This is a genomic window from Dyella silvae, from assembly GCF_026421305.1.
Classification (GTDB): Bacteria; Pseudomonadota; Gammaproteobacteria; order Xanthomonadales; family Rhodanobacteraceae; genus Dyella; species Dyella silvae.
In genome coordinates this window covers 157,605-183,634 of the sequence record NZ_JAPJBQ010000005.1, presented here as the reverse complement: position 1 = coordinate 183,634, position 26,030 = coordinate 157,605, and the positions used below count along the sequence as shown (strand labels likewise).

The following is a 26,030-nucleotide window of genomic DNA, read 5'->3' as shown; positions in this document are numbered from 1 at the left end:
CTGTGTCGGCACCGCTCCTTCGCGTCGCCGTGCTCGCCTCCGGGCGCGGCAGCAATCTGCAGGCACTGATCGCTGCGCGCGACGCCGGTGCGTTGCCGGTCGAGTTCGTCGCGGTCGGTAGCGACAAGGCCAACGCCGGTGCCTTGCAGCTGGCGAAGGACGCTGGCATTCCCACCTTCACGCTCGATCCGAAGGCCTTCGCCAGCCGCCGCGACTTCGACTTCGAGCTGTTCCGCCAGCTGGATGCCACCGGCGCCCAGGTGCTGGTGCTGGCGGGGTTCATGCGCATCATCGACGGCGAAGCACTTAAGCCGTGGGTGGGCCGCATGATCAATATCCACCCTTCCCTGCTACCAAAGTACCGTGGCCTGCACACCCATCGCCGCGCACTGGAAGCGGGCGACAAGGAACACGGCGCCAGCGTGCACTACGTAACAGCGGAACTGGACGGCGGCCCGGTGATTGCGCAAGCGCGCATCGACATCCTTCCAGGTGATAGCGAGGAACGGCTGGCCCAGCGCCTGCTCGCTTTCGAACACCAGCTGTTTCCTGCCGTACTCAGGCTCATGGCCGCGCAACGCCTCGATCTGATCGCGCCCGATCGCGTGGCGCTGGATGGAAAGCTGATGGATGCGCCGCTGCAACTGCGCAACGGCACATTGGTTGACTGAGCCCGGGCGGCGTCTCTACAAGTCGTTCAGGATCAGCGCGTAGACTGCGATCCCCATGACCGCATCCAACACGCTCCGCACATTCACCGCCGGCCTTGTGCTGGCCCTTTCAGCGACGATGGCATCTGCCGCCACGCCAGCGCCGGCGCCGTTCACCGCGACCTATCAGGTATCGCAAGGCGGCCAGGTGATCGGCCAGGCTGTGGTGACGCTCAAACCCGCCGCCAACGGCCAGTGGGAATACAGCAACCAGACCACCGGTACCGGCGGTATCGCCGCCGCGCTCGGCGCCAACTCCAGCGAAGTCACCCGCTTCCGCTGGAACAACGGCGCGCCGGAAACCGTGAGTTACGACTACCGCATGAACGCGGCCATCAAGAGCAAGCAGCGCCATACTGACGTGAACTGGAGCACCAATCAGGTCACCGTGGACGAAGGCAAAGGCCCGATGACTTACGTCACCGCGCCGGGCATGGTGGATCGCAACACCGCCCCCTATGCCATCGGGCTGGCCTTGCGTGCTGGCAAGCAGGCCATTGCCCTACCGGTTGCCGTGAAGCGCAATGTGGAAACGCAGCAGTTCAAGGTCGCCGCGAAGGAAGCGGTGAAGGTGCCCGCCGGCAGCTTCCAGGCCGAACGCGTGGTTCGCACCGACAATGATGCGGCCTTCAATGCGTGGTACGCCCCGCAGAAATATCCCGTGCCGGTGAAGCTGGCGCAGAGCGATGGCGGCAATCTGGAATTGCAGTTGGTGAGTTACAAAGGCGGCAATTGAGGCGCACCTTAATTGCTCGCCATCCCAGCTTGACCAGCCTGCGGCTGTTGAAAAACGCCTCGCTGGGATGGCGACACATAGAGCGCAAGGCATAACATGCCCCCAAAAAAAAGGCCGCTTTCGCGGCCTTTTTCATGCGCATGCATCACGCGATATCAGGACGGCAAACGGCGAATCTTCGCGCCCAGCACGCCCAGCTTTTCTTCGATGTTCTCGTAGCCGCGATCGATGTGATACACGCGATCGACAATGGTGTCGCCTTCGGCCACCAGGCCGGCCAGCACGAGACAGGCGGATGCGCGAAGGTCGGTGGCCATGATCGGCGCGCCGCTCATCTTTTCCACGCCCTTGATGATCGCGGTATTGCCTTCCAGGCGGATATCCGCGCCCAGCCGCTGCAGTTCCAGCGCGTGCATGAAGCGGTTCTCGAACACCGTCTCGGTGATCACGCCAACGCCTTCGGCCACGCAGTTGAGCGCGGTGAACTGCGCCTGCATGTCGGTCGGGAATGCCGGGTACGGCGCGGTGGTGATGTTCACCGCCTTGGGGCGGCGGCCACGCATGTCCAGCTCGATCCAGTCGGCACCGGTGGAGATGTGCGCACCGGCGTCTTCCAGCTTGGCCAGCACGGCGTCCAGCGTATCGGCACGCGCGTTGCGGGCACGCACCTTGCCGCCGGTCATGGCAGCGCCGACCAGGAAGGTGCCGGTTTCAATGCGGTCCGGCAGCACTTCGTACTCGGCGCCATGCAAGCGCTCCACGCCGTGAATGATGAGCGTGGATGTGCCTGCGCCTTCGATCTGCGCGCCCATGGCGATCAGGCAATGTGCCAGATCGACCACTTCCGGCTCCTGCGCGGCGTTCTCGATGATGGTGGTGCCCTGCGCGAGCGCGGCGGCCATCATGATGTTCTCGGTACCGGTCACGGTGACCATGTCCATCGAGATGCGCGCGCCCTTCAGGCGCTTGGCCTTGGCCTTGATGTAGCCGTTCTCCACGACCACGTCGGCACCCAGCGCCTGCAGGCCGCGGATGTGCTGATCGACCGGACGCGAACCGATGGCGCAGCCGCCCGGCAAGGACACTTCGGCTTCGCCGAAGCGGGCCACCAGCGGACCCAGCACCAGGATCGACGCGCGCATCGTGCGCACCAGATCGTAAGGGGCGAAGTAGCGGTCGGTGGAACGCGGATCGACATGCATTTTCATGCGGTCATCGAGCACCAGCTGCGTGCCCATCTGGCCGAGCAGCTCGATGAAGGTCGTGACGTCGTGCAGATGCGGCACGTTGCTGATCGCCACCGGCTCGTCGGCCAGCAGGCAGGAAGCGAGGATCGGCAGTACGGCGTTCTTAGCGCCGGAAATACCTACCTCACCGTGTAGCGGCTCGCCGCCACTGATCAGGATCTTGGCCATCAAAAGTCCTTGAAAATGTTGCTTGGAAGGCTCGGCGCGGCCTTATCGGCGCGCTGCGGCTTCTGCGGGAGTCAGTGTTTTCAGGGCAAGCGCGTGGATTGCGCCACCCATGAGATCCCCCAGCGTGGCATAGACCAGGCGATGCCGCGCCAGCGGCAGCTTGCCTGCGAACTGATCAGCCACCACTTCAGCCTCGAAGTGCACGCCGTCGTCGCCGCTCACGGCCGCCTGCGCACCCGGCAGGCCTTGTTCGATCATTGCCTGGATGGCGGCAGCGTCCATGGGTTGTTCCACTTGCTTGGGGTCTCGTCAACGCCGCAGATCCCAAACACAGGTGGAACCCATCGCCGTCGACTATGACGTTAAAATGCGAATATGCCATGTTAATGGAAAACCTCTGTCGCAGAAACGACACGTGATGGCGCCGCCGCTCCCCCATCGGAGGCTGCGAGCCTCCAAGCCCATGATTTAACGGAAAATCCCGCCCAACCACCGTCATTCAGGATGGTGGCGAGATTCCGGCACCAGCTCCCGAGGACACATGAACGCCCACGCCGCCACCAGCCAGAACGCGATCAACGCTGATGCCATCATGCGCAGCGCCCGCACGGTGATTGCCACCGAAGCGGCCGCCATCCGGGCGCTGGAATCCCGCATCGGGCCTGAATTCGTCGAGGCATGCCGGCTCATCCTGGGCTGTGCCGGACGCGTGGTTGTGACTGGCATGGGCAAGTCCGGGCATGTGGCGCGGAAAATTGCCGCCACCCTCGCCTCCACGGGCACCCCGGCCTTTTTTGTCCATCCCGGCGAGGCCAGCCATGGCGACCTGGGCATGATCCTGCCGCAGGACGTGGTGCTGGCCCTTTCCAATTCGGGCGAGACCGACGAAGTGCTGTTTATCCTGCCGGTGATCAAGCGGCAGGGGATTCCGCTGATTGCCATCACCGGCAACGCCCAGTCCTCGCTGGCCGATCAGGCCGACGTGCACCTGGATGCCAGCATCGCCGCCGAAGCCTGCCCATTGGGCCTGGCTCCTACCGCCAGCACCACGGCCGCGCTGGTGATGGGTGATTCGCTGGCCATTGCCCTGCTGGAAGCCCGTGGCTTCACCTCGGAAGATTTCGCCCGCTCGCACCCGGCCGGCAGCCTTGGCCGCCGCCTGCTGCTGCATATCAGCGACGTGATGCACACCGGTGACGGCATTCCCACGGTGCCGCCGAACGCCACGCTTACCCAGGCCTTGATGGAAATGACCCGCAAGCACCTGGGCATGACCGCGGTGATCGACGGCAACAGGCACCTGCTCGGCGTGTTCACCGACGGCGACCTGCGCCGCGCACTGGATGACGACGATGTGGACCTGCGCGGCGCCACCGTGGCCGAGCTGATGACGCGCGGCCCCAAGACCATCGGTGCGGACAAGCTGGCCATTGAAGCCGCCCAGCTGATGGAGAAGCATCAGATTCACGCCCTGCTGGTGGTCAATGACGAGCAGCAGGTGGTGGGCGCCCTGAACATTCACGATCTGCTCCGCGCCCGTGTGGTCTGATCGAAAGGCTCGGCTGCTACTAGTGATACTGACCGCGTCCACCGTCCGCGCCACGCCGCGTTTGACGGTATCGCTACCCCGCCCTCCTGCCGAACTTACCCATGTATCTGGCTGATATCCCTGCTGACGTCCTTGCCCGCGCCGCCAAGATCCGCCTCGTCGTGTTCGACGTGGACGGCACCCTGACCGATGGCCGGCTGTGGTACGCCGAGGACGGCCACGAAACCAAAGTGTTCCACGTGCACGACGGCCTGGGCCTCAAGCTGCTGATGGCCAACGGGGTGCAGGTGGCCATCATGTCGGCGCGCATCAGTCACCCGGTGGCGCTGCGCGCGGAAGAGCTGGACATCGCCCACGTCTACCAGGGTCAGGGCGACAAGCGCGCCTGCCTGCAGCAGCTGCTGGAAGCACTGGCGCTGACACCCGAGCAAGCTGCCTTTGTGGGTGACGACCTGCCCGACCTGCCGCCCATGCGCTTAGCCGGGTTGGCTGTCGCCGTGGCCAATGCCCACCCCTGGGTCGTCGAAGCGGCGCATTGGCGCACCCGCCAGAGCGGCGGCATGGGCGCGGCGCGTGAAGTGGCCGACATGATCCTGCACGCTCAGAACAAGACGGCCGCCGAGCGGGGTCGCTGGCAGTGAGTTTGCGCACCTACTTGCGCGACCGGGGCTTGCCGGTGGCGATCGTCCTGGTCGGCCTCGCGACAGCCGGCGCCCAGGCGGTTTATTGGTGGCTGGCCCCCACGCCGAAGGTCAACGAGTTCGTGGGCCCGCCGCGTTCGGGCTACACCCTGACCAACTTCAGGCTGTGGTCCTTCGATACGGACGGCCAGCCAAGCTTCCGCATGGTCGCCCCGCATCTGGAGCGCCGCGAGAACGACGAATCCCTGTACATCAACACGCCCAAGTTCGAGCTGCCCTCCAATCGGGAAGGCGCGCCGCCCTGGCTGGGCGAATCGCTGTATGCCTGGGTCGACAAGAGCGGTAGCCTGCTGAAGCTGCAGGGGTCGGTATACATGCACCGCGCCGCCTTCAACCAGACGGCCGCCGCCGAGATCCACACCTCCGATGTGACCAGCTGGCCCAAGGAGAACCGCATGGAGACAGCGGCCCCGGCGCAGATGGTGCAAGGCGACAGTAAACTTAGCGGGGTAGGCATGAGAGCCAACCTCAACACCAATCACCTGGAGCTGCTCGATGAAAGCCACGGCACCTACCCGCCGCGCAAACACAAGTCCTAAGCTTTCCGTCGGCCTCCTCGCACTGGGCCTGCTCGCCCTGCTGCCCGCCTTGGCGTTCGCCAAGAAGTCGGACCGCGAGCAGCCCATGAATTACGACGCCAAGTACACCGAGGCGTTCAACGCACCCAACACCATCAGCACGCTCAAGGGCAACGTGAAGGTGACCCAGGGCACCATGGTGCTCACCGGTGACGTGGCCAAGATTTACCTCGACGCCGATCAGCAGATCGCCCGCGTGGTGGTGACCGGTAACCCGGCGCACATCCAGCAGCTGGACGAGGCCAACAACCTCGTGCAGGGCGACGCGCAGACGCTGGACTACGACAACCTCAACGGCATTGCCGTGCTCACCACCAATGCCGTGGTGCGCCAGCAGGGCCGCGGCGAATTCCACGGCGACAAGCTCACCTACAACACCGACACCAGCCTGATCACCGGCGAATCGGGCGGCGAAGGCATGGTGCACGGCGTGATTCTGCCCAAGCCCAAGCCGGGCGCTGCACCGGTCAAGCCGGCGACGCCACCCGCTACGACGCCGGCCGGCAAGCCCGAGGGCAACTGATCGATGCTTTCTGCTGAAGGTTTGCAAAAGAGTTTCAAGGCGCGTCAGGTCGTGCGCGACTTCGCGTTCTCCATTCGCGAAGGCGAAGTGGTTGGCCTGCTCGGCCCGAACGGCGCCGGTAAAACCACCTGTTTTTACATGGTGGTGGGCCTGATCGAGGCCGATGCCGGCACCATCAAGCTGGACAAGCAGGACATCACCGGCCTGCCCATGCACCAGCGCGCCAAGCTGGGCATTGGCTACCTGCCGCAGGAAGCCTCGGTATTCCGTCGCCTCAGCGTCGCCGACAACATCATGGCGGTGCTGGAATTGCGTGAAGGCTGGGACGAGAAGCGCCGCGCCAACGAGCTGGAAAGCCTGCTCGACGAACTGAAGATCTCGCACATCGCCGATCAGAAAGGCATCAGTCTTTCCGGTGGTGAACGCCGCCGTGTGGAAATTGCGCGCGCGCTGGCCGCTCACCCCCGCTACATGCTGCTGGACGAACCGTTCGCGGGCGTGGATCCGATCTCGGTGGGTGAAATCCAGCGCATCGTGCGTCATCTCAAGGAACGCGGCATCGGCGTGCTCATCACCGACCACAACGTGCGTGAGACGTTGGGCATCTGCGACCGCGCCTATATCCTCAACGATGGCGAAGTGCTTTCCCGCGGCACACCCGCGCACATCCTTGCTGACGAAAAGGTCCGCGAGGTTTATCTGGGCCGCGAATTCCGCCTCTGACGAGGCGCGCAAGCTGCCATCGGTTCGCCATTCCGGCAAAAAGCTCTTCTGTCGGGATGGCGGTGTTTTCGCGTGCCTGGCATAGGCGTCTATAGCGCCTCCGTTACAGGCGATAAACCTGAGGTAGTACGCGATTCGGCGTTTGACCTATGGCCTCGCGTTCAGGTCAGGAGGTAGGATGACCCTCACGTTCATCCCGACCGGCTGGCATGAAACCCGGACTGCAGTTTCGTCTCAATCAGCAGCTTACGCTGACCCCTCAGCTGCAACAGGCCATCCGCCTTCTGCAGCTGTCGCAGCTGGAGCTCGAGGCTGAACTGCGTCAGATCGCAGAAAGCAATCCGTTGCTCGAGTTCTCCGACGACAACCCCGAAGACGTTGACGGCGAAGAGCGCGAAGCCATCGAGCCGCTGCCGATCCCGAGCAACAGCGCCAGCAGCACCGACACCAGCGACGACGCCGACCCATCCGAGTGGAGCGACGGCGGTGGCACGGCCGAAGATCCGATCGATTTCTCCAGCAGCAGCGCTTCGTCGCGCAACAATTCCAACGCCGACGATGACAGTTTCGAGCCACAGAGCGCCGCGCAGGAAACACTGCAAGAGCATCTGCTGTGGCAGCTCAATCTCACGCACATGAGCGTTCGCGATCGCACCATCGCCGCTGTGCTGATTGATGCGCTCAACCCAGACGGTTATCTCGTCGAAAGCATGGAGTCGCTCATCGGCGCGCTTCCGGCTGATCTCAAGGCGAGTGCGGCCGAGGTGGAACACGTGCGGCGCATGCTGCAGCGTTTCGACCCCACCGGTGTGGCCAGCCTCGATCTGCGCGACTGCCTGCGTGTGCAGCTCGAGCAGTTTGATCTGGATACGCCGCATCGCGAACTTGCCTTGCGCGTTGTCGACAGCGAACTTGAGCTGCTCGCACGCAACGACATCGCCCGCCTGGCTCGCAAGCTGAAAGCCAGCGAAGACGATGCCGCCGCCGCAGCCGTGCTGATCCGCAGCCTCGATCCACGTCCCGGTGCGGCCCTGGATGTCACGCCCGTGGAATACGTGGCGCCTGATGTCTACGCGCGCAAAGAAACCGGGCGCTGGCGCGTCAGTCTCAATCCCGACTGCCAGCCGCGATTGGGGCTTAACCAGCACTATTGCGGCCTGATTGCGCAGGCCCGCGGTACCGACGCCAGTTGGATGCGTGGCCAGCTACAGGAGGCGCGTTGGCTGATCAAGAGCCTGGAGTCGCGCGCGGAAACCCTGCTCAAGGTGGCTGAAGCCATCGTGCGCCGGCAAAGCGCCTTCCTCGACTACGGCCCCGAAGCGATGCACCCGCTGGTGCTGCGCGAAGTGGCGGAGGAAGTGGGCATGCACGAATCCACCATCTCCCGTGTCACCACGCGCAAATACATCCACACGCCGCGCGGCACGTTCGAGCTCAAGCATTTCTTCTCCAGCGGCGTGTCCACCGAAGACGGTGGCAGCGCGTCGGCCACCGCCATCCAGGCCATGCTGCGCAAGCTGGTCGATGCCGAGGACCCGCGCAAACCGCTGTCCGATCAGGCCATCGCGGAGGAACTGCACCGCAAGGGCATTCAGGTTGCCCGCCGCACCGTCGCCAAGTATCGCGAAGCCATGCGTATTCCCAGCTCCAGTGAGCGTCAACGCGCAGGCTGAACGACATTGCCCATCGCCTGTGGCAAAGCGTCTCGGGAACTTGGCAGCGAAAAAGGCGTCCCCATAATCGTAGTAAGTCGATCCGATGGGTTACCTGCCATGTCGAAGGCGTGAAGGTCTTCATAACGCGAAGCAAACGTCAGAAGCGCATAGTGACTATCCCGACTTGGTGAGGAGGCCGGCAAAGCGGATCGAGACAAACCCCCGGGTTTTTGAAGGTGTGTCGGCCACGACATAAGCGACCGGCGCATCGACCCCAGCCGCGTCCGCGGCGAGTACCAGAGGAGGCGCAACATGCAAGTTCAGATCAGCGGTCAGCAGATTGAAGTCACCCAGGCTCTTCGAGATCACGTGAATAGCCGGCTCGACCGCCTCACCCGCCTCGATGATCGAATCATCACTCTTAGCATCGTGCTTTCGGTAAATAAGCTGCAGCAACGTGCCGAAGGCACGCTCACCGTATCGGGTGCCACCCTGCATGGCGAAGCCCTCGAAAACGATATGTACGTTTCCATTGACGTCCTGTTTGACAAACTGGTGACTCAGCTGCGCAAGCACCGAGAGAAGGTCTGCGACAAGCACCAGCGCGCCGCGCGCGAAGAACGCCTCTACGGCTGACCCACCCCGGCCCGCCCGCTCCGGGCGGGCCTTTCCGCTCCCCCCGCCCCCTTTCCAAGGCATCCGCCGGTGTGAACTGGCACAATGTCCATGCGACCGCCCTTTTTTCGGTAGCGCAAAGGAACAGGCTTGGATCGGCTCACCGCCCGACAACTCTATGACAGTGTCCACGAGCGCATGGCGCTGCGCTGGGTATCCGGCATGCGCGGAGAGTCCCGCGTGCTGGAGCAGGCTGCCACCACCACGCGGCGTCCATCGCTGATCGGCTACCTCAACGTCATCTACCCCAACAAGATCCAGATCATCGGCACCGAGGAGCTGAACTTTCTCGACAGCCTCGAGTCCCGCCAGCGCTGGGAAGCGATCAATAAGATCGCCGCCTACCAGCCGGTAGCGATGATCGTGACCAAGGATCAGGCCATCCCCACCGACCTGCGTGAGGTGGCCGAGGAAACCAACACGCCACTGTGGATCAGCTCCAAGCGCGGCCACGAGCTGCTCACCTGGATGCAATACCACCTGGCACGCATGCTGGCCCCCAAGATCACGCTGCATGGCGTGTTTCTGGAGGTGTTTTCCATCGGCGTGCTGATCACCGGCGAATCGGGTTCGGGCAAGAGCGAACTGGCGCTGGAACTGATCAGCCGTGGCCATCGACTGGTGGCCGATGACGCCACCGAATTCACCTTGATCGCACCGGACGTGATCGACGGCAATTGCCCTGAGCTGTTGCAGGATCTGCTGGAAGTGCGCGGTCTGGGCGTGCTCAATGTGCGCGAAATGTTCGGCCACACTGCAGTCAAGCCGTCCAAGTACCTTCGCCTCGTCGTGCATCTGAAACCGTTGCGCGAAGGGGAAGACACCGACGGGCTTACCCGGCTCACCGGCGACATCGGACACCGCGAGATTTTCGAGGTGCCCATTCCGATGATTACCATTCCCGTCGCGCCCGGCCGCAACCTCGCGGTGCTAGTGGAGGCTGCGGTGCGTAATCATGTGCTCAAGAGCAAGGGCATCGACCCGGCTCAGACCTTCATCGATCGCCAGGCGCACCAGATGCGCCGGCTTCCCCCGTGGTGAACCATGAGCGAAACGACATCCACGCTTCAGCTTCGTGATCCCGACGCGGTCCATCTGATCGTCCTCACCGGCATGTCTGGCGGCGGCAAGACGGTCGCCCTGCGTGCGTTGGAGGACCTGGATTTCTACTGCGTCGACAACCTTCCCACCGCCCTGCTCCCACAACTGGTGGCGGCGGCTGGCTGCGATGTGGAAGGCAAGCGCCGCAACGTGGCGGTGGGCGTCGACGTGCGCAATCCCGGCGAAGATCTGCAGCGCATGCCGGCGATCCTTTCCGAGCTGGCGAGCGCTGGCGTGCATGCGCACATGATCTTCCTCGACTGCCGCGATGACGTATTGATCAAGCGTTACTCGGAAACGCGACGCCGTCATCCACTGTCGCTGAAAGGCCTGTCACTGGCCGATGCGATTGCCGAAGAGCGCCGCGTGCTGCGCCCGCTCTCCTCGATCGCGGACAAGGTGATCGATTCCAGCGACATGAACGTGCATCAACTGCGTCGCCTGATTGCCACTGGCTACGCCGAAGCGACCGAGGGGCTGACGCTGATGTTCCAGTCGTTCGCGTTTCGCCGCGGATTGCCGCTCGATGCGGATTTCGTATTCGATGCACGCTGCCTGCCCAATCCGCACTGGGATCCCACGCTGCGCCCGCTTTCCGGCAAGGATGCTGCCGTACGCAATTACCTCGATGCGCAGCCGATGGTGACCGAATACTTTGCCGACACGGCGCGGTGGCTCGATACCTGGCTGCCACGTTTCGAAGTCGACGATCGCAGCTACGTCACCATCTCCGTCGGCTGTACCGGCGGTCGCCACCGCTCCGTCTATCTGGTGGAGAAGCTGGCGGCTCACTATCGCGCGCTGCGTAATGGCGTGCTTACCTTCCACCGAGAACTCGAGTGATGGCCATGCAGTTCAAGGCAACACTACGGACCGGTACGCCGTCATGAGCGTCGGCGTGATGTTGATGACGCACGAGGCGGTGGGTCAGGCGCTGATTTCAGCCGCCCACCACGTGCTGCCCAAGCTGCCGCTGCGCGTGGAGGCCGTCGAGGTGCCCCCGCAGGCGGACCCGGATGTGATGCGCACGCTCACGGCCAAGCACGCACGGGAACTCGATCAGGGCGACGGCGTACTCGTCCTCGCCGATCTTTATGGCGCCACGCCTTGCAACATCGGGCTGTCGCTGGCCGCGCTCGGCGTACGGTTGCGCTGCGTTTCCGGGCTCAACCTGCCCATGCTGTTGCGTGTACTCAATTACGCGGAAAAGCCGTTAGACGAATTGGCGGAAATTGCCGCCAGCGGTGGCCGCGGAGGAATTTTCATCGATCATGCGTGAACAAGAGATTGTCGTTTCCAACAAGCTGGGCCTGCATGCCCGCGCATCGGCCAAGCTGGTGCAACTGGTGCAGGGTTTCAAATCCACCGTGTGGCTGGTAAGCAAAGGTCGTGAAGTCAACGCGCAGAGCATCATGGGCGTGATGATGTTGGCCGCAGGCATTGGTACGCCGCTGACCGTGCGTGCCGAAGGTCCGGACGAAGAGTCCGCCCTCACCGCCGTGGTCGCACTGTTCGATCGCAAGTTCGACGAAGGAGCCTGAGTGCTACGAACCATCGCCCGCATGTCTCGCCTTGAGGCCGTATTCACGGCCCGGTGGGCTGCGCCATGCGATGGTTCGGTTTCGGGATTCGACGCGCTGGACGGATGCCGGCGCCAACACCGACCCGACCGGTCGCTCCACCACGGAAGGCATGCATGAGACACATTTTGACAGGCACGACGGCGGCAAAGGGCATGGCCCTCGGTCGCGCGCGTCTGGTGCAGCCCAGTCGTTACCTGGTCGACACGCGTCCGCTCAATGAAGACGAAGTGGATGTGGAATTGGCGCGTCTGCATCGCGCGCTCGAAACCGCGCGCCAGGAACTGCGCGAACTGCGCGGCAAGTTGCACGGTGCCCTGGCCCGCGAGGTCAACGAGTTCATCGACGCGCACAGCCTGCTGCTGGACGATCCCGAATTGCTGCGCGGCCTCGACGACCTGGTGCGTATCGGCCATTACCGTCCGGGCGCCGCACTGAAGAAGCAGCGCGATCGCATTGCTGCCGTGTTCGAGGCCATGGACGATCCGTACCTGCGTTCGCGCAAGGAAGACGTCGACCAGGTCATCAGCCGCGTCATCTCCGCCCTGCAACGCCAGACCAGCCGCGAGGAGCGCAAGCTCGCCGCGCGCGTGGGCGAAATTCTGGTCGCCGACACCATTGCGCCGGCCGATATGGCGCACCTGGCTGGCAGCGGCCTGCTCGGCGTCGTGGCCAGCTCAGGCAGCGCGTACTCGCACAGTGCGATTCTCGCGCGCAGTCTGGACCTGCCCATGCTGGTGGGTGTGCGCGATGCGCTGTCGACCATTCATGACGACGACCTGATTCTGCTCGATGCCGAGCGCGGCGAAGCCGTGGTGCATCCCACTGCGCAGGATCTGGCCCGTTATCGCGCCTGGCAGCGCGAGGCGGCACAGGAAGGTCGGCGCCTGGCCACCCTGGCCAACGCTCCCACACGCACCACCGATGGCGTGGATATCCGCCTGCTCGCCAATGCCGAGATGCCCGCCGACATCGCCATGGCGCGAGCGCGTGGCGCGGATGGCGTCGGTCTGTATCGCACCGAATTCCTGTTCCTGCGTCAGAAAGGCCTGCCCACCGAAGACGAGCAGTTCATCGCTTATCGCGACCTGGTGCTCGGCATGGGCGGTCTGCCGGTCACGATTCGCACGCTGGATCTGGGCGCCGACAAGGCCGATGCCGCGGGCCTGGTGCTGCGCGGCGAGGACAACCCGGCCTTGGGCGTGCGCGGCGTGCGTCTGTCGTTGCGCTACCCGGCGGTGTTCACCACGCAGATCCGCGCCATTTTGCGCGCCGCCTGCTACGGCCCGGTGCGCGTGCTGGTACCCATGGTGACGCAGCCGGACGAACTGATCGCTGTGCGCACACTGTTCAAGCTGGCACGTCAGGAACTCAAGCGCGAGAACGTCGATCTGCCGGAGAAGCTTGCGCTTGGCGCCATGATCGAAGTACCCGCCGCTGCCATCAACGTGCGGGCCCTGCTGGAACATGCCGACTTCCTCGCCATCGGCACCAACGATCTTGCGCAGTACGTGCTCGCGGCCGATCGCGGCAACGATGCGCTGGACAACATCTACAACCCGCTACAGCCTGCACTGCTGCGTCTGCTCTCCTACGTCATTGCAGAAGGACGCCGTGCCAAAAAGCCGGTGAGCCTGTGCGGCGAAATCGGCGGTGATGTCAGCTTCACTGCGCTGCTGCTCGCGCTTGGACTCAACGAGTTCAGCATGCACCCGAGCCAGCTCCTGCACGTGCGCGACCGCGTAGCGACGCTCGATCACGCGCTTCTACGTGCGCATGCATCGCGCATTCTGCGTGCACGTACGCATGAGGAAGCTGAGGCACTGCTGACCCAGATCGTGGGTTGAAGGCTTTCTGCAGGAGCGGCTGGGGCTATCCGGCCCTGGCCAGAAAGGCCTCGATCAACGCACCACGATAGCGCTGCCGATGCAGCAGCAATGACAACTTGCGTCGAAGGTCGAGGAAGGGCGTCCTGAGCACTTTCAGGCGACCGGCGGCCACGGCGTCGATCACTGCGACCTGTGGCAAACAGGCAATGCCGAGGCCCGCGATAACGGCCTGCTTGATCGCTTCGGCCTGATCCAGTTCCAGCACGGTTTCGCCAGCGGGCAACACGGACAAGGCCCGCTCGCTCAGGCTACGTGTCGCCGAGCCCGGTTCACGCAATACCCAGCGCGCTCCGGCGAAATCTTCCGCCTGCAGCCGGCGTTTGCGTGCCAGCGGGTGATCGGGTGGCGCGCATACCACCAGAGCGTCGTCGCGCCATGGACGCACTTCCAGTGACGGATGCGCCACCGGGCCTTCCACACACCCCAGCTCCAGCGCGTGATCGAGCATGGAGGCAACGATCTCCGCCGTGTTGGATACGCGCAGGCGTACCGATACGTAAGGGTGAGCACGAACGAAGTCGCCCAGTAGTTCGCCCACGCGGTAGTTGCCCACGGTGTTACTGGCGCCCACGCGCAGCTCGCCACTCAGTTCGTCGGCACTGCCGCTGCCGATCCGGCCGAATTCGGCGTAGCGCTCCAACAATTCCTGCGCCAGCGGCAACAGCTCGCGGCCTCGCGTATTCAGTCTCAGCCGGCCACGTTCGCGCGCGAACACCGGCGCGTCGAGCTGCCGCTCCATTTCCGCCAACGCCATGCTGGCAGCCGGCTGGGTGAGATGCAGCTCTTCCGCTGCGGCCCGCACGCTGCCCAGCCGTGCGATCTGTACGAACACCTGAAGCTGGCGTGGGCTAATGTTGATCATCAGCTACGCTTATATCACAGATCAATTATTCAAAATTTTTTTGATAGTCAAGGAGGCGGACAATCACGCCATTGAAGGAGAACGTCATGAACGCCACCGCCGTATCCGCCGTTACCACCCCCACCCTCGCCCAACGCTTGCCGGGCTTGTTGCTATCCGTGGCTATCGCCCTGGCCGCGCTGGCGCTAGGCAAGGTAGCTCCGCTGATCGGCGGGCCAGTGTTCGGCATCGTGCTGGGCATTCTGGTGCGCAACCTGGTGGCTCCCGGCGGCACCTATACGGCCGGCATCCAGTTCGCCGGCAAGCAGGTGCTGCAGTGGTCGATCATCGCGCTGGGCTTTGGCCTGAGCCTGGATCAGGTGGCGAAAACCGGCCTGGAATCGCTGTCGGTCACCCTGGTCACCATCACCGTCGCCTTTCTGACCGCATGGCTGCTGGGTCGCATGCTGAAAGTGCACGACAAGCTGAAGATCCTGATTGGCGTCGGCACGGCCATCTGCGGCGGTTCGGCGATTGCCGCGATCACGCCGATCATCAAGCCGGACGAGCACGACACCGCCTTCGCGATTTCCACCATCTTCCTGTTCAACCTGGTGGCGGTACTGCTGTTCCCGCTGCTCGGCCATCTGCTGCACCTGTCCGACCTGGGCTTTGGCCTGTGGGCTGGCACGGCCATCAATGACACCTCATCGGTGGTGGCGGCTGGCTACAGCTTCAGCAAGGAAGCCGGTGACTACGCCACCATCGTCAAGCTCACCCGCGCCACGCTCATCATCCCCATCTCACTCGCGCTTGCGTTCGCCGTGGCGTGGAAGCAGAAGAAGCAAGGTGCGAGTGATTTCAGCCTGCGCCGCATCTTCCCCTGGTTCATCCTGTGGTTTCTGGTGGCATCGGGTGTTCGCACCATGGGCCTGGTACCAGCGGCTATCCAGCCTGCGCTGCACGTGGCAGCTGAGTTCCTGATCATCGTGGCGCTGACTGCCATCGGCCTCTCTGCCAACCTGCGCAAGATGGCATCGACCGGTGTACGTCCGATCCTGCTCGGCCTGGGTGTATGGGCGGCGGTGTCCGTGAGCAGCCTGCTGGTGCAACTGGTGATCGGGCAGCTCTGACAGCTACGCTTGGCGCAACCACCCTGCCAGACACCGCCATGCTTATTCACGGCCAATGCCATTGCGGCAACATCGCGTTCGCACTGAACTGGGAACCTGACCCTGTCGAGATTCCGGCCCGCGCCTGCGATTGCTCGTTCTGCCAGAAGCACGGCGGTGTATGGACGGCTTATCCCGATGGCCAACTGAAAGTGACGTTGCGAAACCCGGCACAGGTTTCGCGCTACAGCTTCGGTACGCGCACGGCTGATTTCCTGACCTGCACACAGTGCGGTGTGGTCCCGGTGGCAACAAGTTTGATCGACGGCCACCTCTTCGCAGTGGTGAGCGTCAACGCGATGGAAGGCGTCGACCCCACGCTTTTCAGACGCGCCACGGCAAGCTTTGATGGCGAGGATCAGGCATCGCGCCTCGCGCGGCGCAAACGTCACTGGATTGGTCAGGTCGAAATCGTTGAAGGCACCGGCTAACCGCGCGGACAGCGCAAACGTGTTTCGACGGTCAGCGTTCGAACTGCTCCAGCAACTTCAGGGCGCCAGCCAGCTGCGCCCCCATTGCGACCGGCAAGCCATGGCGATTCATGATGTAGTCCGGCGTGTTATAGGCCAACCACGTTGAGCCCTGATCGTCCTCCCACACCAGTACCTTGAGTGGGAGATCCAGCCCGATCCGCGGCTCCACCTGCATCAGCGGCGTGCCGGATCTGGGATTACCGAAGATCAGCATCTGCTCCGGCAACATGGTCAAACCGGCACGTGCGGCGTCGCCACTGAAATCGATGCGCGCAAAGATCACAGCGCCGTGCGATTCCAACACTTCAGTGAGCTTGTTGACGGTGTCGGGAACATCGTAGGCGGAGCGGATAGTCACCACTCCTCTGTCCAACGGTGTGCTGGGCATGACGGTAGCTCCATGATGTCCGGCCACGACCGGATCCGGGAGAAAATGATCCACTCCCTGCCGTCAAGCCCGCGCATGCAACGCGCCCCGTTCAAACGGGGCGCGTGCTCAAGCTTCCGATCTGATCAGCGCAAGCCGCCAGCGGCAAACAACTTCTCGCCGGTCAGCCAATACGAATCGTCCGATGCCAGGAAGGTGACAATCGAAGCGATATCGTTCGGCTGACCGATGCGGCCCAGCGGCGTCTGCGAAACCGCATGCTGTTCGAACTCCGAGCCAATAAAGCCAGCCGCATGCGTGCCTTCGGTTTCGACGATGCCGGGGTTCACCGCATTGACGCGAATCTTGCGGGCACCGAGCTCGCGCGAGAGCACGCCGGTAATCGCATCCACGGCGCCCTTGGTGCCGGTGTAGACCGCGCTTTCCGGCGGCACGATACGTGTCACCAGCGAGCTGACATTGATCACGCTGCCACCCTCGCCCATGTGGCGCGCGGCGGCCTGCGTGGTCAGCAGCAAGCCCAGCACGTTCACGTTGAACTGCTTGTGGAAGTGCTCTTCGGTGATGTTGTCGAGGGCGCCAAACTCGTACACGCCCGAATTGTTCACCAGGATGTCCAGGCGACCGAAATGCTTCACGGCGGCATCGGCGATGCCCTGGGCGTCGGCCACCTTGGAGACGTCGCCACCCACTGCCACGGCCTTGCCGCCGGCTTTGCTGATCTCCGCTACCACGGCATCGGCGCCGGCCTTGCTGGAGGCGTAATTGACCACGACCGACGCGCCTTCGGCGGCCAGCGACTTGGCGATGGCGGCGCCAATGCCCTTGGAGGCGCCCGTAACAACAGCCACTTTACCTTTGAGCTTGCTCATGACAGTTCCTGCTTGAGGTTGAGGGGAATACCCGGAAAGTTTTAAATTCAATAGTTCGCAACATACGAACTTAAGAACTAGTTTTCAAGGGCTGCTAAAATGGCGCCATGAGGCCGTTGACCCACCCGTCCATCGACGACATCACTGTAGAGGGCATCCTGCATGCGCTCTCCGACCCTGTGCGTGCGGCGATCTATGCCCAGCTGGCTTGCGCGGAAAGCGCCAACACCTGTTCCGCCTTTCTGCAGATAGATGACCGCAGCATCCCCAAATCCACGCTGTCCCAGCACTTCCGTGCCTTGCGCGAGGCAGGGCTGATCCGCAGCGAGCGGCGCGGTGTGGAGATGTTCAACAGCACACGCTGCGCTGAGATCCAGGAGCGCTTTCCGGGGTTGCTGCCCGCCATCCTGCAAGCGCACACGCTTCAACAGGCAGCACGCAAGCCTGCCGCGAAACGCAAACCTGCTGCGGCCCAGGCGAAGGTTGGCTGAAACGCCGTCCAGACCACGTGAGGCCGGACGGCGTTTAACGGGTCAAGCCTTGCCCTGCTCCACCAGCGTCAATGCCACCTTGTCGCGCAGATAGATCGGCAGGGCGAGCTCCGGCGCTGTGGCGCGGCCGGCCGCAAACTCCTGTGCGGCAAGCTCAGCCACGTGGCGTGCCTGCGGATAGCAGGCGCCTTCCGCCGAAAGCAGCTCACCGGTGAGGTGGCTACGCACGACATCCCTATACGTCGTCCAGCCAGTGCCGACGACGTGCCAGCGGTTCGCTGCTGGCAACGCCAGCGCGTCAGCCGTGCAGACGCGCTCCTCATCGAGTGCCACCAGGCCACCGTTGTCGTCGCGGCGATAGCTCGCTGCGTAGACCTCGCCCATGCGGGCGTCGATGACAGCAAGAATGGCGGCATCGTCTTCCGGCGCTTCCAGGGCCAGTGCCGCCAGCGAGGAGACCGTCACCACCGGGACATCCAGCGCCAGCGCCATACCCTGCGCCAGCGAGATGCCCAGACGCACACCGGTGAAGGCGCCGGGGCCACGGCCCACGGCGATCACATCGAGCGCATGGCGCCCCAACCCGGCTTCAGCCAGCAGGGCATCGGCCATCGGCAGCACCAGTTCGGCGTGGCGGCGGGGCGCGATTTCGCTGCGCGCGATCACTTCGTCACCGTGAATAAGGGCGACGGAGCAGGCTTCGGTGGAGGTTTCGAGGGCAAGCAGATTCATGGCTGCTCCATGATAGCCGGTGCCGGCTCGGCTGCGCTCGGCATGCCGGCATACCAGTCGATACGGCGAGTCAGATACATCAGCAGGCCCACGGTGATCACCAGCACGATGGCGCCAATCAACAACGCGTACTGTTCCGCCGCCAGCACGACATACAGCATGGCGTAGACAAGGCCCAGCGCGCCGCCCAGCAACAGGCCGGCCCGGCGCTCACCCAGCACCACGCTCGCGTAGCCAGCAATGATCAGCACAACCGACGACGCCGCGATGGCATACGCGCCGCCAAACCCGATCTGCTCGGACAAGGCCAGCAACAACACATAGAACGACGTCAGCGCCGCGCCGACCAACAGGTATTGCACGGGATGCACGCGCAAGCGCTTGAGCACTTCGAACAGGAAGAACGCTACAAACGTCATCGTGATGAACAGCAAACCATATTTGCCTGCGCGCACATTGCGCTGATAGACGTCGACGGGCTGAAACAGTGCGACGCCAAAGGCCGCATCATGCACCGCGGCATCGACGCGCGGTTCATTCGCATGCCACGACTGACCGAACTTCCGGTTCAGATCCAGGATGTGCCAGCGCGCGGAAAAGCCCTCCGCACTTACGGTTCTTTCCACGGGCAAAGCTGCTCCGATGAAACTTGGATCCGCCCATGGTGCGCTTATCTTCACATCGGTGGTGCGAGCCAGCGGCAACAACTGCAGCGACTGCGTACCCGCAAGGCGCAACTTCACCGAGAACTCGATCGGCTGACCGCTCATCGCACTGAGATCCAGGGGCACGGTAACGATCGATGAACCTCCACCGAGCGTTGCCGCCGACGATTCAAAACGCTGGGGCTTGCCATTGATCAGCAGTTCGCTGACTTCCTGCAGACCGCGCAGATCGCCTAACACAAGGCGCAATTCCGCTTTGCCGTCCACCCAATTGGCGTCGTCCTTCTGCCGTAACTGATCGATATCAACCGACGCGAAGCGACCTTGCATCAGCACGGTCGAGGCAAATACAGGTGCCTCGTAAATGCCATAGCGTCGCTTGTCGACTGACATCGTCACATCGGTCGCGACGGAATCCGGTAGTACGTAGGTTGTATCGGAAATCTCGCGTACTTCGTTGTTGGAAAGCGTCATCGGTTCGCGTGTGGGCACCGCGAGCACCAGGCCACCGAGCACCTGTTGTCCACCCCAACCCTGCGCAATCTGATCCACCGCGGCCTGACGCATGCCCTGCCGCTCGTCGACCAACGACTGCACTTTCCACAGCGGTAACAACATCAGCAACGCCAGAGCACCGACACCCAGCACTTTCGCGGTCCAGCCTCGCAGCCAGCTTCCCATGATCCGGAACTCCTCGTAGTGGAGTTCACATGAGAACGGCGATGCGGGCAAACCGCAGGGCATACATCGGTCATCCCACGACTTACTTGTGGCGAAAGGCGGGCCTCGATCCATTACCTCGCAGGTAATCGCTTGTGTGCGGCTCGGGCCGCAAGCTGCACGCACACCAACGAACCGAAGGACATACGCCATGACGCACGCTGCCCACACCCTCGCCGAACGCTATATCGCCAGCTGGAACGAAACCGACGCACTGCGCCGCCGCAGCATGATCGAAGATGTCTATACCGAACATGCCCGCTACACCGACCCGATGGTGGACGCGAAAGGCTGGCAGGCCATCGACGCCACCATCGTCGCCGTGCAGGAGATGTTTCCTGGCCATCGCTTCCAGCTCGCCGGCGTGGTCGATGCGCACCACGACACGCTGCGCTTTCAGTGGCATCTGGCAACGCCCGGTGCTGCCGAACCCCTGGTGATCGGCTTCGACGTCGCCGCCATGGAAGAGGGCCGCATCCGCCAGGTGTTCGGCTTTCTCGACAAGGTCCCCCAGGTCATCTGACTCACCCGCGCGGGCGGCCTGCCGCCCGCGCTCACCGGAGCTATCACCATGCCAAATTTCACCACCCGCGACGGCGTCACCCTGGCTTATGAAGACTGGGGCAACGGCAAACCTGTGTTGTTCGTCCACTCATGGGCGCTGGATTCACAAATGTGGGCGCCACACATGCTTCACTTCAATGCGCTGGGCATGCGCACCATTGCGATGGACCGTCGCGGCCACGGCCGCTCTGAACGGCCCGGCAGCGGCTACGACTATGACCGCCTCGCCGACGATCTGGCGGCTTTGATCGAACATCTCGACCTGCGCGAACTGACCCTGATCGGCCATTCCATGGGCACTGGCGAATGTGTGCGCCTGCTTTCGCGCCACGGCAGCGATCGCATAGCACGCGTGGTCCTGCTTTCACCGGTAGCGCCGTGTTATCTCGACGCCGAGGGCAAGCCACTTCCTGTATCGACGTTCGATCCGGCACTGGCCGCGATCCATGCCGATTTTCCCCAGTGGCTTGCCGATGGCGCGGATGGGTTCTACCTGCCTGCCGAGACCAACACGTCCGAAGGCGTTATCCGCCGCACCATCGATATCATGCTGAACACGTCACTGCATGCGGCGACCGAATGCTTCCGCACCCGCGTGACCGCCGATCTCCGCGACGAGCTGCGCCGCATCGACGTTCCCATGCTGGTTATTCATGGACAGCGTGACGTCAGCGAACTCGTCGCCTTTGGGCGCGACATCGCCAGCATGGTGCCGGCATGCCAGTACCTGGAGTACGACGATGCGCCGCATGGCATGTTTCACACCCATCAGCGCTCTTTGCTACGCGACATGCAGGCATTTATCAGCCCGCACGCGGATGCATGACTCCCGGCGCACGGCAAGGCCGCCGCACCATGGGATCATCGGTGCGGCGGGCCGACCGGGGCCCCATCGTTTCAGGCCAGGAGCCAGTGCATGAATGCTGTGGCTGTGCAGCAACGTCCCGTGGGTGATCTGTTGCGCGAATGGCGGCGCCATCGCCGGCTGAGTCAGCTCGACCTCGCCAGCGGCGCCGAGATCTCCACGCGGCACCTCAGCTTCATGGAGTCGGGCCGTTCGCAACCCAGCCGCGACATGATCCTGCGGCTTGCCGAATACCTGGATATTCCCTTGCGCGAACGAAATCAGTTACTGGTGTCGGCAGGATTTGCGCCGGCCTACCGCGAACGCACTTTCGAGGATCCAGCATTGTCCACCGTGCGCGGCACCATCCGGCTGCTGCTGAAGGGCCTTGAACCTTACCCGGCGCTGGCCGTGGATCGCCATTGGAATCTGGTGGAAAGCAACCAGGCCACCCAGCGTCTGTTGGCAGGGTTGGTGCCGCAATGGCTGGAACCGCCGATCAATGTGCTTCGGCTCAGCTTGCACCCATCGGGCCTCGCGCCTTACATCCACAACCTTCCGGTATGGCGCGCGCATCTGCTCGATCGCCTGCGCCGGCAGGCAGACACCACGCAAGATCCCGAATTGCTGTCGCTGCTGCAGGAGTTACGCAACTATCCCGGTGGCGACGACGCGCCAGCGCACGACGCAGGCGGCACACACGGCGCCATCGCCGTGCCGATGGAATTGGCGCTCGGCGACACCGTGCTATCGATGCTCAGCACAACCACAGTGTTCGGCACCCCCATGGACATCACGCTCGCCGAGCTGGCGCTGGAAGCGTTTGTGCCCGCCGATGAAGCCACCGCGCGACGCCTGCGTGAACTGGCAGGCGATGCCGGTTAGCCGCCTTACTTCGAGGGTGGCTGCCACAGTTCGACGCGCGTACCTTCCGGGTCGGTGATCCAGCCGAAACGGCCGTATTCGCTTTCCTCGACACGCTCATCCACCGTGATGCCGGCAGCGCGCAGCTGCGCCAGCAACGCGTGAAGATCGTCCACGCGGAAATTGACCATGTACGGATGTGGGCCCGGGCCGAAGTACTCCGTATCCGCCCCGAAGGGCGACCACAAGGTGTAACCCGGGCGCGACGCATCCTCGTCGAAACGCACGCCACCCCAATCGTCGACGGGTAGCCCCAGATGGCGGGCGTACCAGTCCGCCAGCGCCTTTGGGTCACGTGACTTGAAGAAGATGCCGCCCAGACCGGTGACCTTAGCCATGCTGCCGTCTCCTCGATGGATGGGACACTCGCGTTATGGTCGATCCCGCGTAAACAGAACGCCAGTGCCCATGGACGCCGTCAGGCGAGTGATGTCACTTCATCGTCAAAGAACGCCTGCACCTGCGCCAGTTCTCGCGTCCGCGGCATCTCGGGAAGACTCTTGAGGAACAGCTTTCCGTACCCCTTGGTGGTGAGGCGCGGGTCGCACAGCACCAGCACGCCGCGATCGCGCACGTCGCGAATCAGGCGGCCGGCGCCCTGCTTCAACGCAATCACGGCACTGGGCACCTGCCAACCCATGAACGGGTTGATGCCGGCGTGCTCCAGCGCTTCCAGCCGCGCCTGCAGTACCGGGTCGTCGGGTGCGGCGAAGGGCAGCTTGTCGATCACCACCACGCTGAGCGCTTCGCCAGCCACATCCACGCCTTCCCAGAAACTGGCAGCGCCAAGCAGCACGCCATGGCCGCTGGCACGGAATTCCTCAAGCAGGCGATGGCGCGGCGCGGTGCCTTGCACAAACAGTGGCCACGGCACTTTCTCCTGCAGCAGCTCGGCCGCGCGGCGCAGCGCGCGATGCGAGGTGAACAGCAGAAAGGCGCGGCCATGCGAGGCATGCAACACCGGCAACACGGCATCGAGCACGCGATCGGTGTAATCACGCGCCGAAGGATCGGGAAGCCCCGCCGGCAGATAGCAGAGTGCTTGTGTGGCGTAGTCGAACGGACTCTCCACCTGCAACGTCTGCGGATCTTCCAGACCCAGTTGGCGTGAAAAGTGATCGAAGCTGCCCGCCACCGACAAGGTGGCGGAGGTATGTATCCACGCCGCCTGCGTCTGCTCGCGCGTGGCGCGCAACGGCGCGGCGAGATCGAGTGGTGTCGCGTGAAGGGCAAAACCACGCGGGAACAGCTCATACCAGCGCACATCCCGTTCGCTCTCGCGCTCGGCAATGCGGTCAAGGCGTTCGCTCAGCACGGCGGCACGTTCGTGCGCATTGGCGAAACCGCGCGAACGTTCCGCTTGCGAGGCCAGCACGTCGGTGAACGCCGCCAGCACTTCGCGTAGTTCATGCAATGCGCTCTGGATAGTGCCGCTGCCTTCCAGTTGGTTGAAGGGCCCGCGTTCCGGCAGCCCATCCATCGCCAGACGCAGTTTGCGCAGTGCGTCCTGCATGGCCTCGACCGGCTCCAGCACCAACCCGATGGCACCAGTGACACCGTTGCACTCGCTCAGGCTGTCTTGCGCCAGATCGCTGAGCTGCCGCGCACTGATGCTTTGCGAAAAGAACTGGCCCGCGAGTTCGGGAATCTGATGGGCCTCGTCAAGAATGAAAGCGTGTGCACCCGGCAGAATTTCGCCGAAGCCTTCCTGCTTCAGCGCCAGATCGGCAAACAGCAGATGGTGATTGACTACCACCAGATCCGCTTCCTGCGCTTCACGCCGCGCCTTGATCACGTGGCAGTCGTCGTAGAACGGACACTCCACGCCCAGACAGTTCTCTGGCGTGGACGTGACGCGCGGCCACATGGGCGATTCTTCCGGCACCTCGGCCAGCTCCATGCGGTCGCCACGGCGCGTGCGTGCCGACCAGGTGCGGATGGCCGCCAGTTGCGCCGCCTGTGTGCGATCAAAGGTGGCGCCTTCGCGCACGGTCTGATCCAGCCGGTACAGGCACAGGTAGTTGGCGCGCCCTTTCAGCAACGCGGTTTTCAGGCGCGCATTCAGCACCGAGCGCACGCGCGGCAAGTCGCGAAAGTACAGCTGATCCTGCAGCGCCTTGGTGCCGGTGGAAATAATCACGCGCTCGCCAGAGAGCAATGCGGGCACCAGGTACGCAAAAGTCTTGCCGGTGCCGGTGCCCGCCTCGGCCACCAGCGTCTCGCGCTCGGCAATGGCGTGCTGCACGGCGCGCGCCATTTCCTGTTGCGCGGCGCGGGGTGCGAAATTGGGTAGCTCGCGAGCGAAGGGGCCTTCCGTGCCCAGCAGCGCTGCAACGTCCTCGTGATCGATCATCCGCCAAGTATGGCGGAGCCGGACCATCGTCGTGAATCTATACTCGCCAAGTCTCCGTGCGGAGTGCTGCCATGGCTTCATCTATCGCAGGCATCGGCCAGATCGCCATCACCGTCAGCGATGTCGATACGGCGCTCGCGTTCTATCGCGATATTCTGGAATTGCCGCTCCTGTTCCGCCCTGCCCCGCAGCTGGCCTTTCTGAACACTGGCGGCATCCGCCTCATGCTAACCACCCCGCAAGGTGCAGGCAGTGTGGGCGGCAACTCGGTGTTGTACTTCAAGGTCAGCCCTATCGATGCGGCGTACCAGACGATGCTCGAGCGCGGCGCCAAGGGCGAACACGAGCCGCGTGCCACCGCCGAGCTTTCCGATCACACCTTGTGGCTGGCGTTTCTGCGTGACCCGGATGGCAACCTTGTCGGCTTGATGGAAGAACGCCGGCACACACCGCCATCCCCAGCCTGAGGCTGTAGATACCGGATGCGCGCCAGCCTAGCCTGGCGCGCACCGCCCTTGCGGATCCGGTAGGTACCCGCGCATTCCATGGCCGGACTCACGGGTGAGTGGAGTGCCGGCGCAGGAACCTCCCCCGATGGGCACGGGGGCAGCCGTTGGCGATCAGGACGTCCCGACTCGACCGAGGACGCCTCGCGCCTGGAGAGAAACAATCACGGCCTGCAAAACAAGTCAAACTTGGAACATCCCCGGGCCAAAACCCAAGAATGGCTTGGACATTGGGTTCATCAAATCCAGGTTTAACTTGCCTACCAAGAAAACAGTCAACCCCTACGCCGGCTTTGCAGATCGCCTGCAGCAAGCCTGTGATGCCGCCGACATTCCGGGCGGCCGCGCGCGCGTCTCGACCGTGGCAGCGCACTTTGGGGTGTCGACAGAGTCGGCGCGGCAATGGCTGAAAGGGCAATCCATGCCCGAGACCTCGCGGCTGACCGACATCGCCGAGGAACTGGAGTGCAGCCTGGATTGGTTGGTGCTGGGCCGCCTGCCCGCCAGCGGCCAGTTGCGCGAACCCGGCGCGGCCTACAAGTCGCTGACCAGCGAGGAGCGCGCCGTCATCGCCGCCATGCGGCGGCTCAACGCGCGCCGGCGCGCGGCGTTGGTTCAATTACTCGCTGAAAACTGAGGCGACCAAACAG

At 63.5% G+C, this 26,030-nt stretch carries 31 protein-coding genes; 22 read left to right on the top strand and 9 right to left on the bottom strand.

The window, feature by feature from the left end; genetic code table 11:
- Positions 1-2 precede the first annotated feature (2 nt).
- Positions 3-671, top strand: coding sequence for a phosphoribosylglycinamide formyltransferase (purN, locus tag OQE56_RS13470; protein ID WP_267225054.1), 669 nt, complete (start codon positions 3-5; stop codon positions 669-671).
- 55 nt (positions 672-726) lie between these two features.
- Complete coding sequence (locus tag OQE56_RS13465) at positions 727-1,446, top strand: DUF3108 domain-containing protein (protein WP_267225052.1); 720 nt, start codon at positions 727-729, stop codon at positions 1,444-1,446.
- A 155-nt stretch (positions 1,447-1,601) separates the two neighbouring features.
- On the opposite strand, the gene murA is transcribed toward OQE56_RS13465, so the two are convergent.
- Entirely contained in the window at positions 1,602-2,861 is a 1,260-nt protein-coding gene (gene murA, locus OQE56_RS13460; protein WP_267225050.1) for a UDP-N-acetylglucosamine 1-carboxyvinyltransferase, read from the bottom strand.
- Positions 2,862-2,903: 42 nt separating this feature from the next.
- A complete protein-coding gene (locus tag OQE56_RS13455; RefSeq protein WP_267225048.1) occupies positions 2,904-3,143 on the bottom strand; it encodes a BolA family protein in 240 nt (79 codons plus the stop codon).
- Between the two features lie 310 nt (positions 3,144-3,453).
- Between OQE56_RS13455 and OQE56_RS13450 the strand changes: the two genes are divergently transcribed.
- From OQE56_RS13450 to ptsP, 12 genes are all read left to right on the top strand, one after another.
- On the top strand, positions 3,454-4,410 hold the full coding sequence (locus OQE56_RS13450; protein WP_267225282.1) for a KpsF/GutQ family sugar-phosphate isomerase: 957 nt from the start codon (positions 3,454-3,456) through the stop codon (positions 4,408-4,410).
- Positions 4,411-4,511: 101 nt separating this feature from the next.
- Positions 4,512-5,051 (top strand): KdsC family phosphatase, encoded by a 540-nt coding sequence (locus OQE56_RS13445; protein WP_267225046.1) that lies wholly within the window; start codon positions 4,512-4,514, stop codon positions 5,049-5,051.
- The gene (lptC, locus tag OQE56_RS13440; RefSeq protein WP_267225044.1) at positions 5,048-5,650 is read left to right on the top strand and encodes an LPS export ABC transporter periplasmic protein LptC; all 603 of its coding nucleotides are present in this window, start codon (positions 5,048-5,050) and stop codon (positions 5,648-5,650) included. Before OQE56_RS13445 ends, lptC begins: the two co-directional genes overlap by 4 nt.
- Complete coding sequence (gene lptA, locus OQE56_RS13435) at positions 5,607-6,212, top strand: lipopolysaccharide transport periplasmic protein LptA (RefSeq protein ID WP_267225042.1); 606 nt, start codon at positions 5,607-5,609, stop codon at positions 6,210-6,212. Before lptC ends, lptA begins: the two co-directional genes overlap by 44 nt.
- 3 nt (positions 6,213-6,215) lie before the next feature.
- Complete coding sequence (gene lptB, locus OQE56_RS13430) at positions 6,216-6,935, top strand: LPS export ABC transporter ATP-binding protein (RefSeq protein WP_267225040.1); 720 nt, start codon at positions 6,216-6,218, stop codon at positions 6,933-6,935.
- A gap of 209 nt (positions 6,936-7,144) precedes the next feature.
- Entirely contained in the window at positions 7,145-8,608 is a 1,464-nt protein-coding gene (locus OQE56_RS13425) for an RNA polymerase factor sigma-54 (RefSeq protein ID WP_267225037.1), read from the top strand.
- Positions 8,609-8,902: 294 nt separating this feature from the next.
- On the top strand, positions 8,903-9,226 hold the full coding sequence (hpf, locus tag OQE56_RS13420; protein ID WP_267225034.1) for a ribosome hibernation-promoting factor, HPF/YfiA family: 324 nt from the start codon (positions 8,903-8,905) through the stop codon (positions 9,224-9,226).
- A gap of 129 nt (positions 9,227-9,355) precedes the next feature.
- Entirely contained in the window at positions 9,356-10,306 is a 951-nt protein-coding gene (gene hprK / locus OQE56_RS13415; protein ID WP_267225032.1) for an HPr(Ser) kinase/phosphatase, read from the top strand.
- Positions 10,307-10,309: 3 nt separating this feature from the next.
- Positions 10,310-11,209, top strand: coding sequence for an RNase adapter RapZ (rapZ, locus tag OQE56_RS13410; protein ID WP_267225030.1), 900 nt, complete (start codon positions 10,310-10,312; stop codon positions 11,207-11,209).
- A 43-nt stretch (positions 11,210-11,252) separates the two neighbouring features.
- On the top strand, positions 11,253-11,645 hold the full coding sequence (locus OQE56_RS13405; RefSeq protein WP_267225029.1) for a PTS sugar transporter subunit IIA: 393 nt from the start codon (positions 11,253-11,255) through the stop codon (positions 11,643-11,645).
- A complete protein-coding gene (locus OQE56_RS13400; RefSeq protein WP_267225027.1) occupies positions 11,638-11,907 on the top strand; it encodes an HPr family phosphocarrier protein in 270 nt (89 codons plus the stop codon). The genes OQE56_RS13405 and OQE56_RS13400 overlap by 8 nt, the downstream gene beginning before the upstream one ends.
- A gap of 155 nt (positions 11,908-12,062) precedes the next feature.
- The gene (gene ptsP / locus OQE56_RS13395; RefSeq protein WP_267225025.1) at positions 12,063-13,793 is read left to right on the top strand and encodes a phosphoenolpyruvate--protein phosphotransferase; all 1,731 of its coding nucleotides are present in this window, start codon (positions 12,063-12,065) and stop codon (positions 13,791-13,793) included.
- A 25-nt stretch (positions 13,794-13,818) separates the two neighbouring features.
- Here ptsP and OQE56_RS13390 read toward each other — a convergent pair whose 3' ends face one another.
- Complete coding sequence (locus tag OQE56_RS13390; RefSeq protein WP_267225023.1) at positions 13,819-14,697, bottom strand: LysR family transcriptional regulator; 879 nt, start codon at positions 14,695-14,697, stop codon at positions 13,819-13,821.
- An 86-nt stretch (positions 14,698-14,783) separates the two neighbouring features.
- Here OQE56_RS13390 and OQE56_RS13385 point away from each other — a divergent pair, with 86 nt between their 5' ends.
- Both OQE56_RS13385 and OQE56_RS13380 read left to right on the top strand, forming a co-directional pair.
- Positions 14,784-15,809 (top strand): YeiH family protein, encoded by a 1,026-nt coding sequence (locus tag OQE56_RS13385; RefSeq protein ID WP_267225021.1) that lies wholly within the window; start codon positions 14,784-14,786, stop codon positions 15,807-15,809.
- Positions 15,752-16,279, top strand: coding sequence for a GFA family protein (locus tag OQE56_RS13380; protein ID WP_267225019.1), 528 nt, complete (start codon positions 15,752-15,754; stop codon positions 16,277-16,279). The genes OQE56_RS13385 and OQE56_RS13380 overlap by 58 nt, the downstream gene beginning before the upstream one ends.
- A 31-nt stretch (positions 16,280-16,310) precedes the next feature.
- On the opposite strand, the gene OQE56_RS13375 is transcribed toward OQE56_RS13380, so the two are convergent.
- Complete coding sequence (locus tag OQE56_RS13375) at positions 16,311-16,709, bottom strand: DUF302 domain-containing protein (protein ID WP_267225018.1); 399 nt, start codon at positions 16,707-16,709, stop codon at positions 16,311-16,313.
- Positions 16,710-16,834: 125 nt separating this feature from the next.
- A complete protein-coding gene (locus OQE56_RS13370; protein ID WP_267225016.1) occupies positions 16,835-17,581 on the bottom strand; it encodes a glucose 1-dehydrogenase in 747 nt (248 codons plus the stop codon).
- A gap of 107 nt (positions 17,582-17,688) precedes the next feature.
- Between OQE56_RS13370 and OQE56_RS13365 the strand changes: the two genes are divergently transcribed.
- Positions 17,689-18,072 (top strand): ArsR/SmtB family transcription factor, encoded by a 384-nt coding sequence (locus OQE56_RS13365; RefSeq protein ID WP_267225014.1) that lies wholly within the window; start codon positions 17,689-17,691, stop codon positions 18,070-18,072.
- A 42-nt stretch (positions 18,073-18,114) separates the two neighbouring features.
- On the opposite strand, the gene tsaB is transcribed toward OQE56_RS13365, so the two are convergent.
- Complete coding sequence (gene tsaB, locus OQE56_RS13360; RefSeq protein WP_267225012.1) at positions 18,115-18,804, bottom strand: tRNA (adenosine(37)-N6)-threonylcarbamoyltransferase complex dimerization subunit type 1 TsaB; 690 nt, start codon at positions 18,802-18,804, stop codon at positions 18,115-18,117.
- Positions 18,801-20,150 carry a cell envelope integrity protein CreD gene (gene creD, locus OQE56_RS13355; RefSeq protein WP_267225010.1) on the bottom strand — a complete coding sequence of 450 codons (1,350 nt, stop codon included), beginning with the start codon at positions 20,148-20,150 and terminating at the stop codon, positions 18,801-18,803. The genes tsaB and creD overlap by 4 nt, the downstream gene beginning before the upstream one ends.
- 190 nt (positions 20,151-20,340) lie before the next feature.
- Here creD and OQE56_RS13350 point away from each other — a divergent pair, with 190 nt between their 5' ends.
- The 3 genes from OQE56_RS13350 (at position 20,341) to OQE56_RS13340 (ending at position 22,482) form a co-directional block, all read left to right on the top strand.
- Complete coding sequence (locus OQE56_RS13350; RefSeq protein WP_267225008.1) at positions 20,341-20,712, top strand: nuclear transport factor 2 family protein; 372 nt, start codon at positions 20,341-20,343, stop codon at positions 20,710-20,712.
- Between the two features lie 48 nt (positions 20,713-20,760).
- Positions 20,761-21,579, top strand: a complete 819-nt coding sequence (locus OQE56_RS13345; protein ID WP_267225006.1) for an alpha/beta fold hydrolase — start codon at positions 20,761-20,763, stop codon at positions 21,577-21,579.
- Between the two features lie 90 nt (positions 21,580-21,669).
- On the top strand, positions 21,670-22,482 hold the full coding sequence (locus tag OQE56_RS13340) for a helix-turn-helix domain-containing protein (RefSeq protein WP_267225004.1): 813 nt from the start codon (positions 21,670-21,672) through the stop codon (positions 22,480-22,482).
- Positions 22,483-22,487: 5 nt separating this feature from the next.
- Here OQE56_RS13340 and OQE56_RS13335 read toward each other — a convergent pair whose 3' ends face one another.
- Both OQE56_RS13335 and yoaA read right to left on the bottom strand, forming a co-directional pair.
- Positions 22,488-22,859 (bottom strand): VOC family protein, encoded by a 372-nt coding sequence (locus tag OQE56_RS13335; RefSeq protein ID WP_267225002.1) that lies wholly within the window; start codon positions 22,857-22,859, stop codon positions 22,488-22,490.
- A gap of 80 nt (positions 22,860-22,939) precedes the next feature.
- Positions 22,940-24,874, bottom strand: a complete 1,935-nt coding sequence (yoaA, locus tag OQE56_RS13330; RefSeq protein WP_267225000.1) for a DNA repair helicase YoaA — start codon at positions 24,872-24,874, stop codon at positions 22,940-22,942.
- A 71-nt stretch (positions 24,875-24,945) separates the two neighbouring features.
- Between yoaA and OQE56_RS13325 the strand changes: the two genes are divergently transcribed.
- The gene (locus OQE56_RS13325; protein ID WP_267224998.1) at positions 24,946-25,341 is read left to right on the top strand and encodes a VOC family protein; all 396 of its coding nucleotides are present in this window, start codon (positions 24,946-24,948) and stop codon (positions 25,339-25,341) included.
- A gap of 295 nt (positions 25,342-25,636) precedes the next feature.
- On the top strand, positions 25,637-26,017 hold the full coding sequence (locus OQE56_RS13320) for a helix-turn-helix domain-containing protein (RefSeq protein WP_267224995.1): 381 nt from the start codon (positions 25,637-25,639) through the stop codon (positions 26,015-26,017).
- Positions 26,018-26,030 lie beyond the last annotated feature (13 nt).

Excerpts from the sequence above, each read along its gene's own strand:
- OQE56_RS13465 (WP_267225052.1), top strand. The coding sequence starts at position 727 with ATGACCGCATCCAACACGCTCCGCACATTCACCGCCGGCCTTGTGCTG.
- murA (WP_267225050.1), bottom strand. The coding sequence starts at position 2,861 with ATGGCCAAGATCCTGATCAGTGGCGGCGAGCCGCTACACGGTGAGGTA.
- OQE56_RS13455 (WP_267225048.1), bottom strand. The coding sequence starts at position 3,143 with ATGGACGCTGCCGCCATCCAGGCAATGATCGAACAAGGCCTGCCGGGT.
- OQE56_RS13450 (WP_267225282.1), top strand. The coding sequence starts at position 3,454 with ATGCGCAGCGCCCGCACGGTGATTGCCACCGAAGCGGCCGCCATCCGG.
- OQE56_RS13445 (WP_267225046.1), top strand. The coding sequence starts at position 4,512 with ATGTATCTGGCTGATATCCCTGCTGACGTCCTTGCCCGCGCCGCCAAG.
- lptA (WP_267225042.1), top strand. The coding sequence starts at position 5,607 with ATGAAAGCCACGGCACCTACCCGCCGCGCAAACACAAGTCCTAAGCTT.
- lptB (WP_267225040.1), top strand. The coding sequence starts at position 6,216 with ATGCTTTCTGCTGAAGGTTTGCAAAAGAGTTTCAAGGCGCGTCAGGTC.
- OQE56_RS13425 (WP_267225037.1), top strand. The coding sequence starts at position 7,145 with ATGAAACCCGGACTGCAGTTTCGTCTCAATCAGCAGCTTACGCTGACC.
- hpf (WP_267225034.1), top strand. The coding sequence starts at position 8,903 with ATGCAAGTTCAGATCAGCGGTCAGCAGATTGAAGTCACCCAGGCTCTT.
- rapZ (WP_267225030.1), top strand. The coding sequence starts at position 10,310 with ATGAGCGAAACGACATCCACGCTTCAGCTTCGTGATCCCGACGCGGTC.
- OQE56_RS13405 (WP_267225029.1), top strand. The coding sequence starts at position 11,253 with ATGAGCGTCGGCGTGATGTTGATGACGCACGAGGCGGTGGGTCAGGCG.
- OQE56_RS13400 (WP_267225027.1), top strand. The coding sequence starts at position 11,638 with ATGCGTGAACAAGAGATTGTCGTTTCCAACAAGCTGGGCCTGCATGCC.
- ptsP (WP_267225025.1), top strand. The coding sequence starts at position 12,063 with ATGAGACACATTTTGACAGGCACGACGGCGGCAAAGGGCATGGCCCTC.
- OQE56_RS13390 (WP_267225023.1), bottom strand. The coding sequence starts at position 14,697 with ATGATCAACATTAGCCCACGCCAGCTTCAGGTGTTCGTACAGATCGCA.
- OQE56_RS13385 (WP_267225021.1), top strand. The coding sequence starts at position 14,784 with ATGAACGCCACCGCCGTATCCGCCGTTACCACCCCCACCCTCGCCCAA.
- OQE56_RS13380 (WP_267225019.1), top strand. The coding sequence starts at position 15,752 with ATGGGCGGCGGTGTCCGTGAGCAGCCTGCTGGTGCAACTGGTGATCGG.
- OQE56_RS13375 (WP_267225018.1), bottom strand. The coding sequence starts at position 16,709 with ATGCCCAGCACACCGTTGGACAGAGGAGTGGTGACTATCCGCTCCGCC.
- OQE56_RS13370 (WP_267225016.1), bottom strand. The coding sequence starts at position 17,581 with ATGAGCAAGCTCAAAGGTAAAGTGGCTGTTGTTACGGGCGCCTCCAAG.
- OQE56_RS13365 (WP_267225014.1), top strand. The coding sequence starts at position 17,689 with ATGAGGCCGTTGACCCACCCGTCCATCGACGACATCACTGTAGAGGGC.
- tsaB (WP_267225012.1), bottom strand. The coding sequence starts at position 18,804 with ATGAATCTGCTTGCCCTCGAAACCTCCACCGAAGCCTGCTCCGTCGCC.
- creD (WP_267225010.1), bottom strand. The coding sequence starts at position 20,150 with ATGGGAAGCTGGCTGCGAGGCTGGACCGCGAAAGTGCTGGGTGTCGGT.
- OQE56_RS13350 (WP_267225008.1), top strand. The coding sequence starts at position 20,341 with ATGACGCACGCTGCCCACACCCTCGCCGAACGCTATATCGCCAGCTGG.
- OQE56_RS13345 (WP_267225006.1), top strand. The coding sequence starts at position 20,761 with ATGCCAAATTTCACCACCCGCGACGGCGTCACCCTGGCTTATGAAGAC.
- OQE56_RS13340 (WP_267225004.1), top strand. The coding sequence starts at position 21,670 with ATGAATGCTGTGGCTGTGCAGCAACGTCCCGTGGGTGATCTGTTGCGC.
- OQE56_RS13335 (WP_267225002.1), bottom strand. The coding sequence starts at position 22,859 with ATGGCTAAGGTCACCGGTCTGGGCGGCATCTTCTTCAAGTCACGTGAC.
- yoaA (WP_267225000.1), bottom strand. The coding sequence starts at position 24,874 with ATGATCGATCACGAGGACGTTGCAGCGCTGCTGGGCACGGAAGGCCCC.
- OQE56_RS13325 (WP_267224998.1), top strand. The coding sequence starts at position 24,946 with ATGGCTTCATCTATCGCAGGCATCGGCCAGATCGCCATCACCGTCAGC.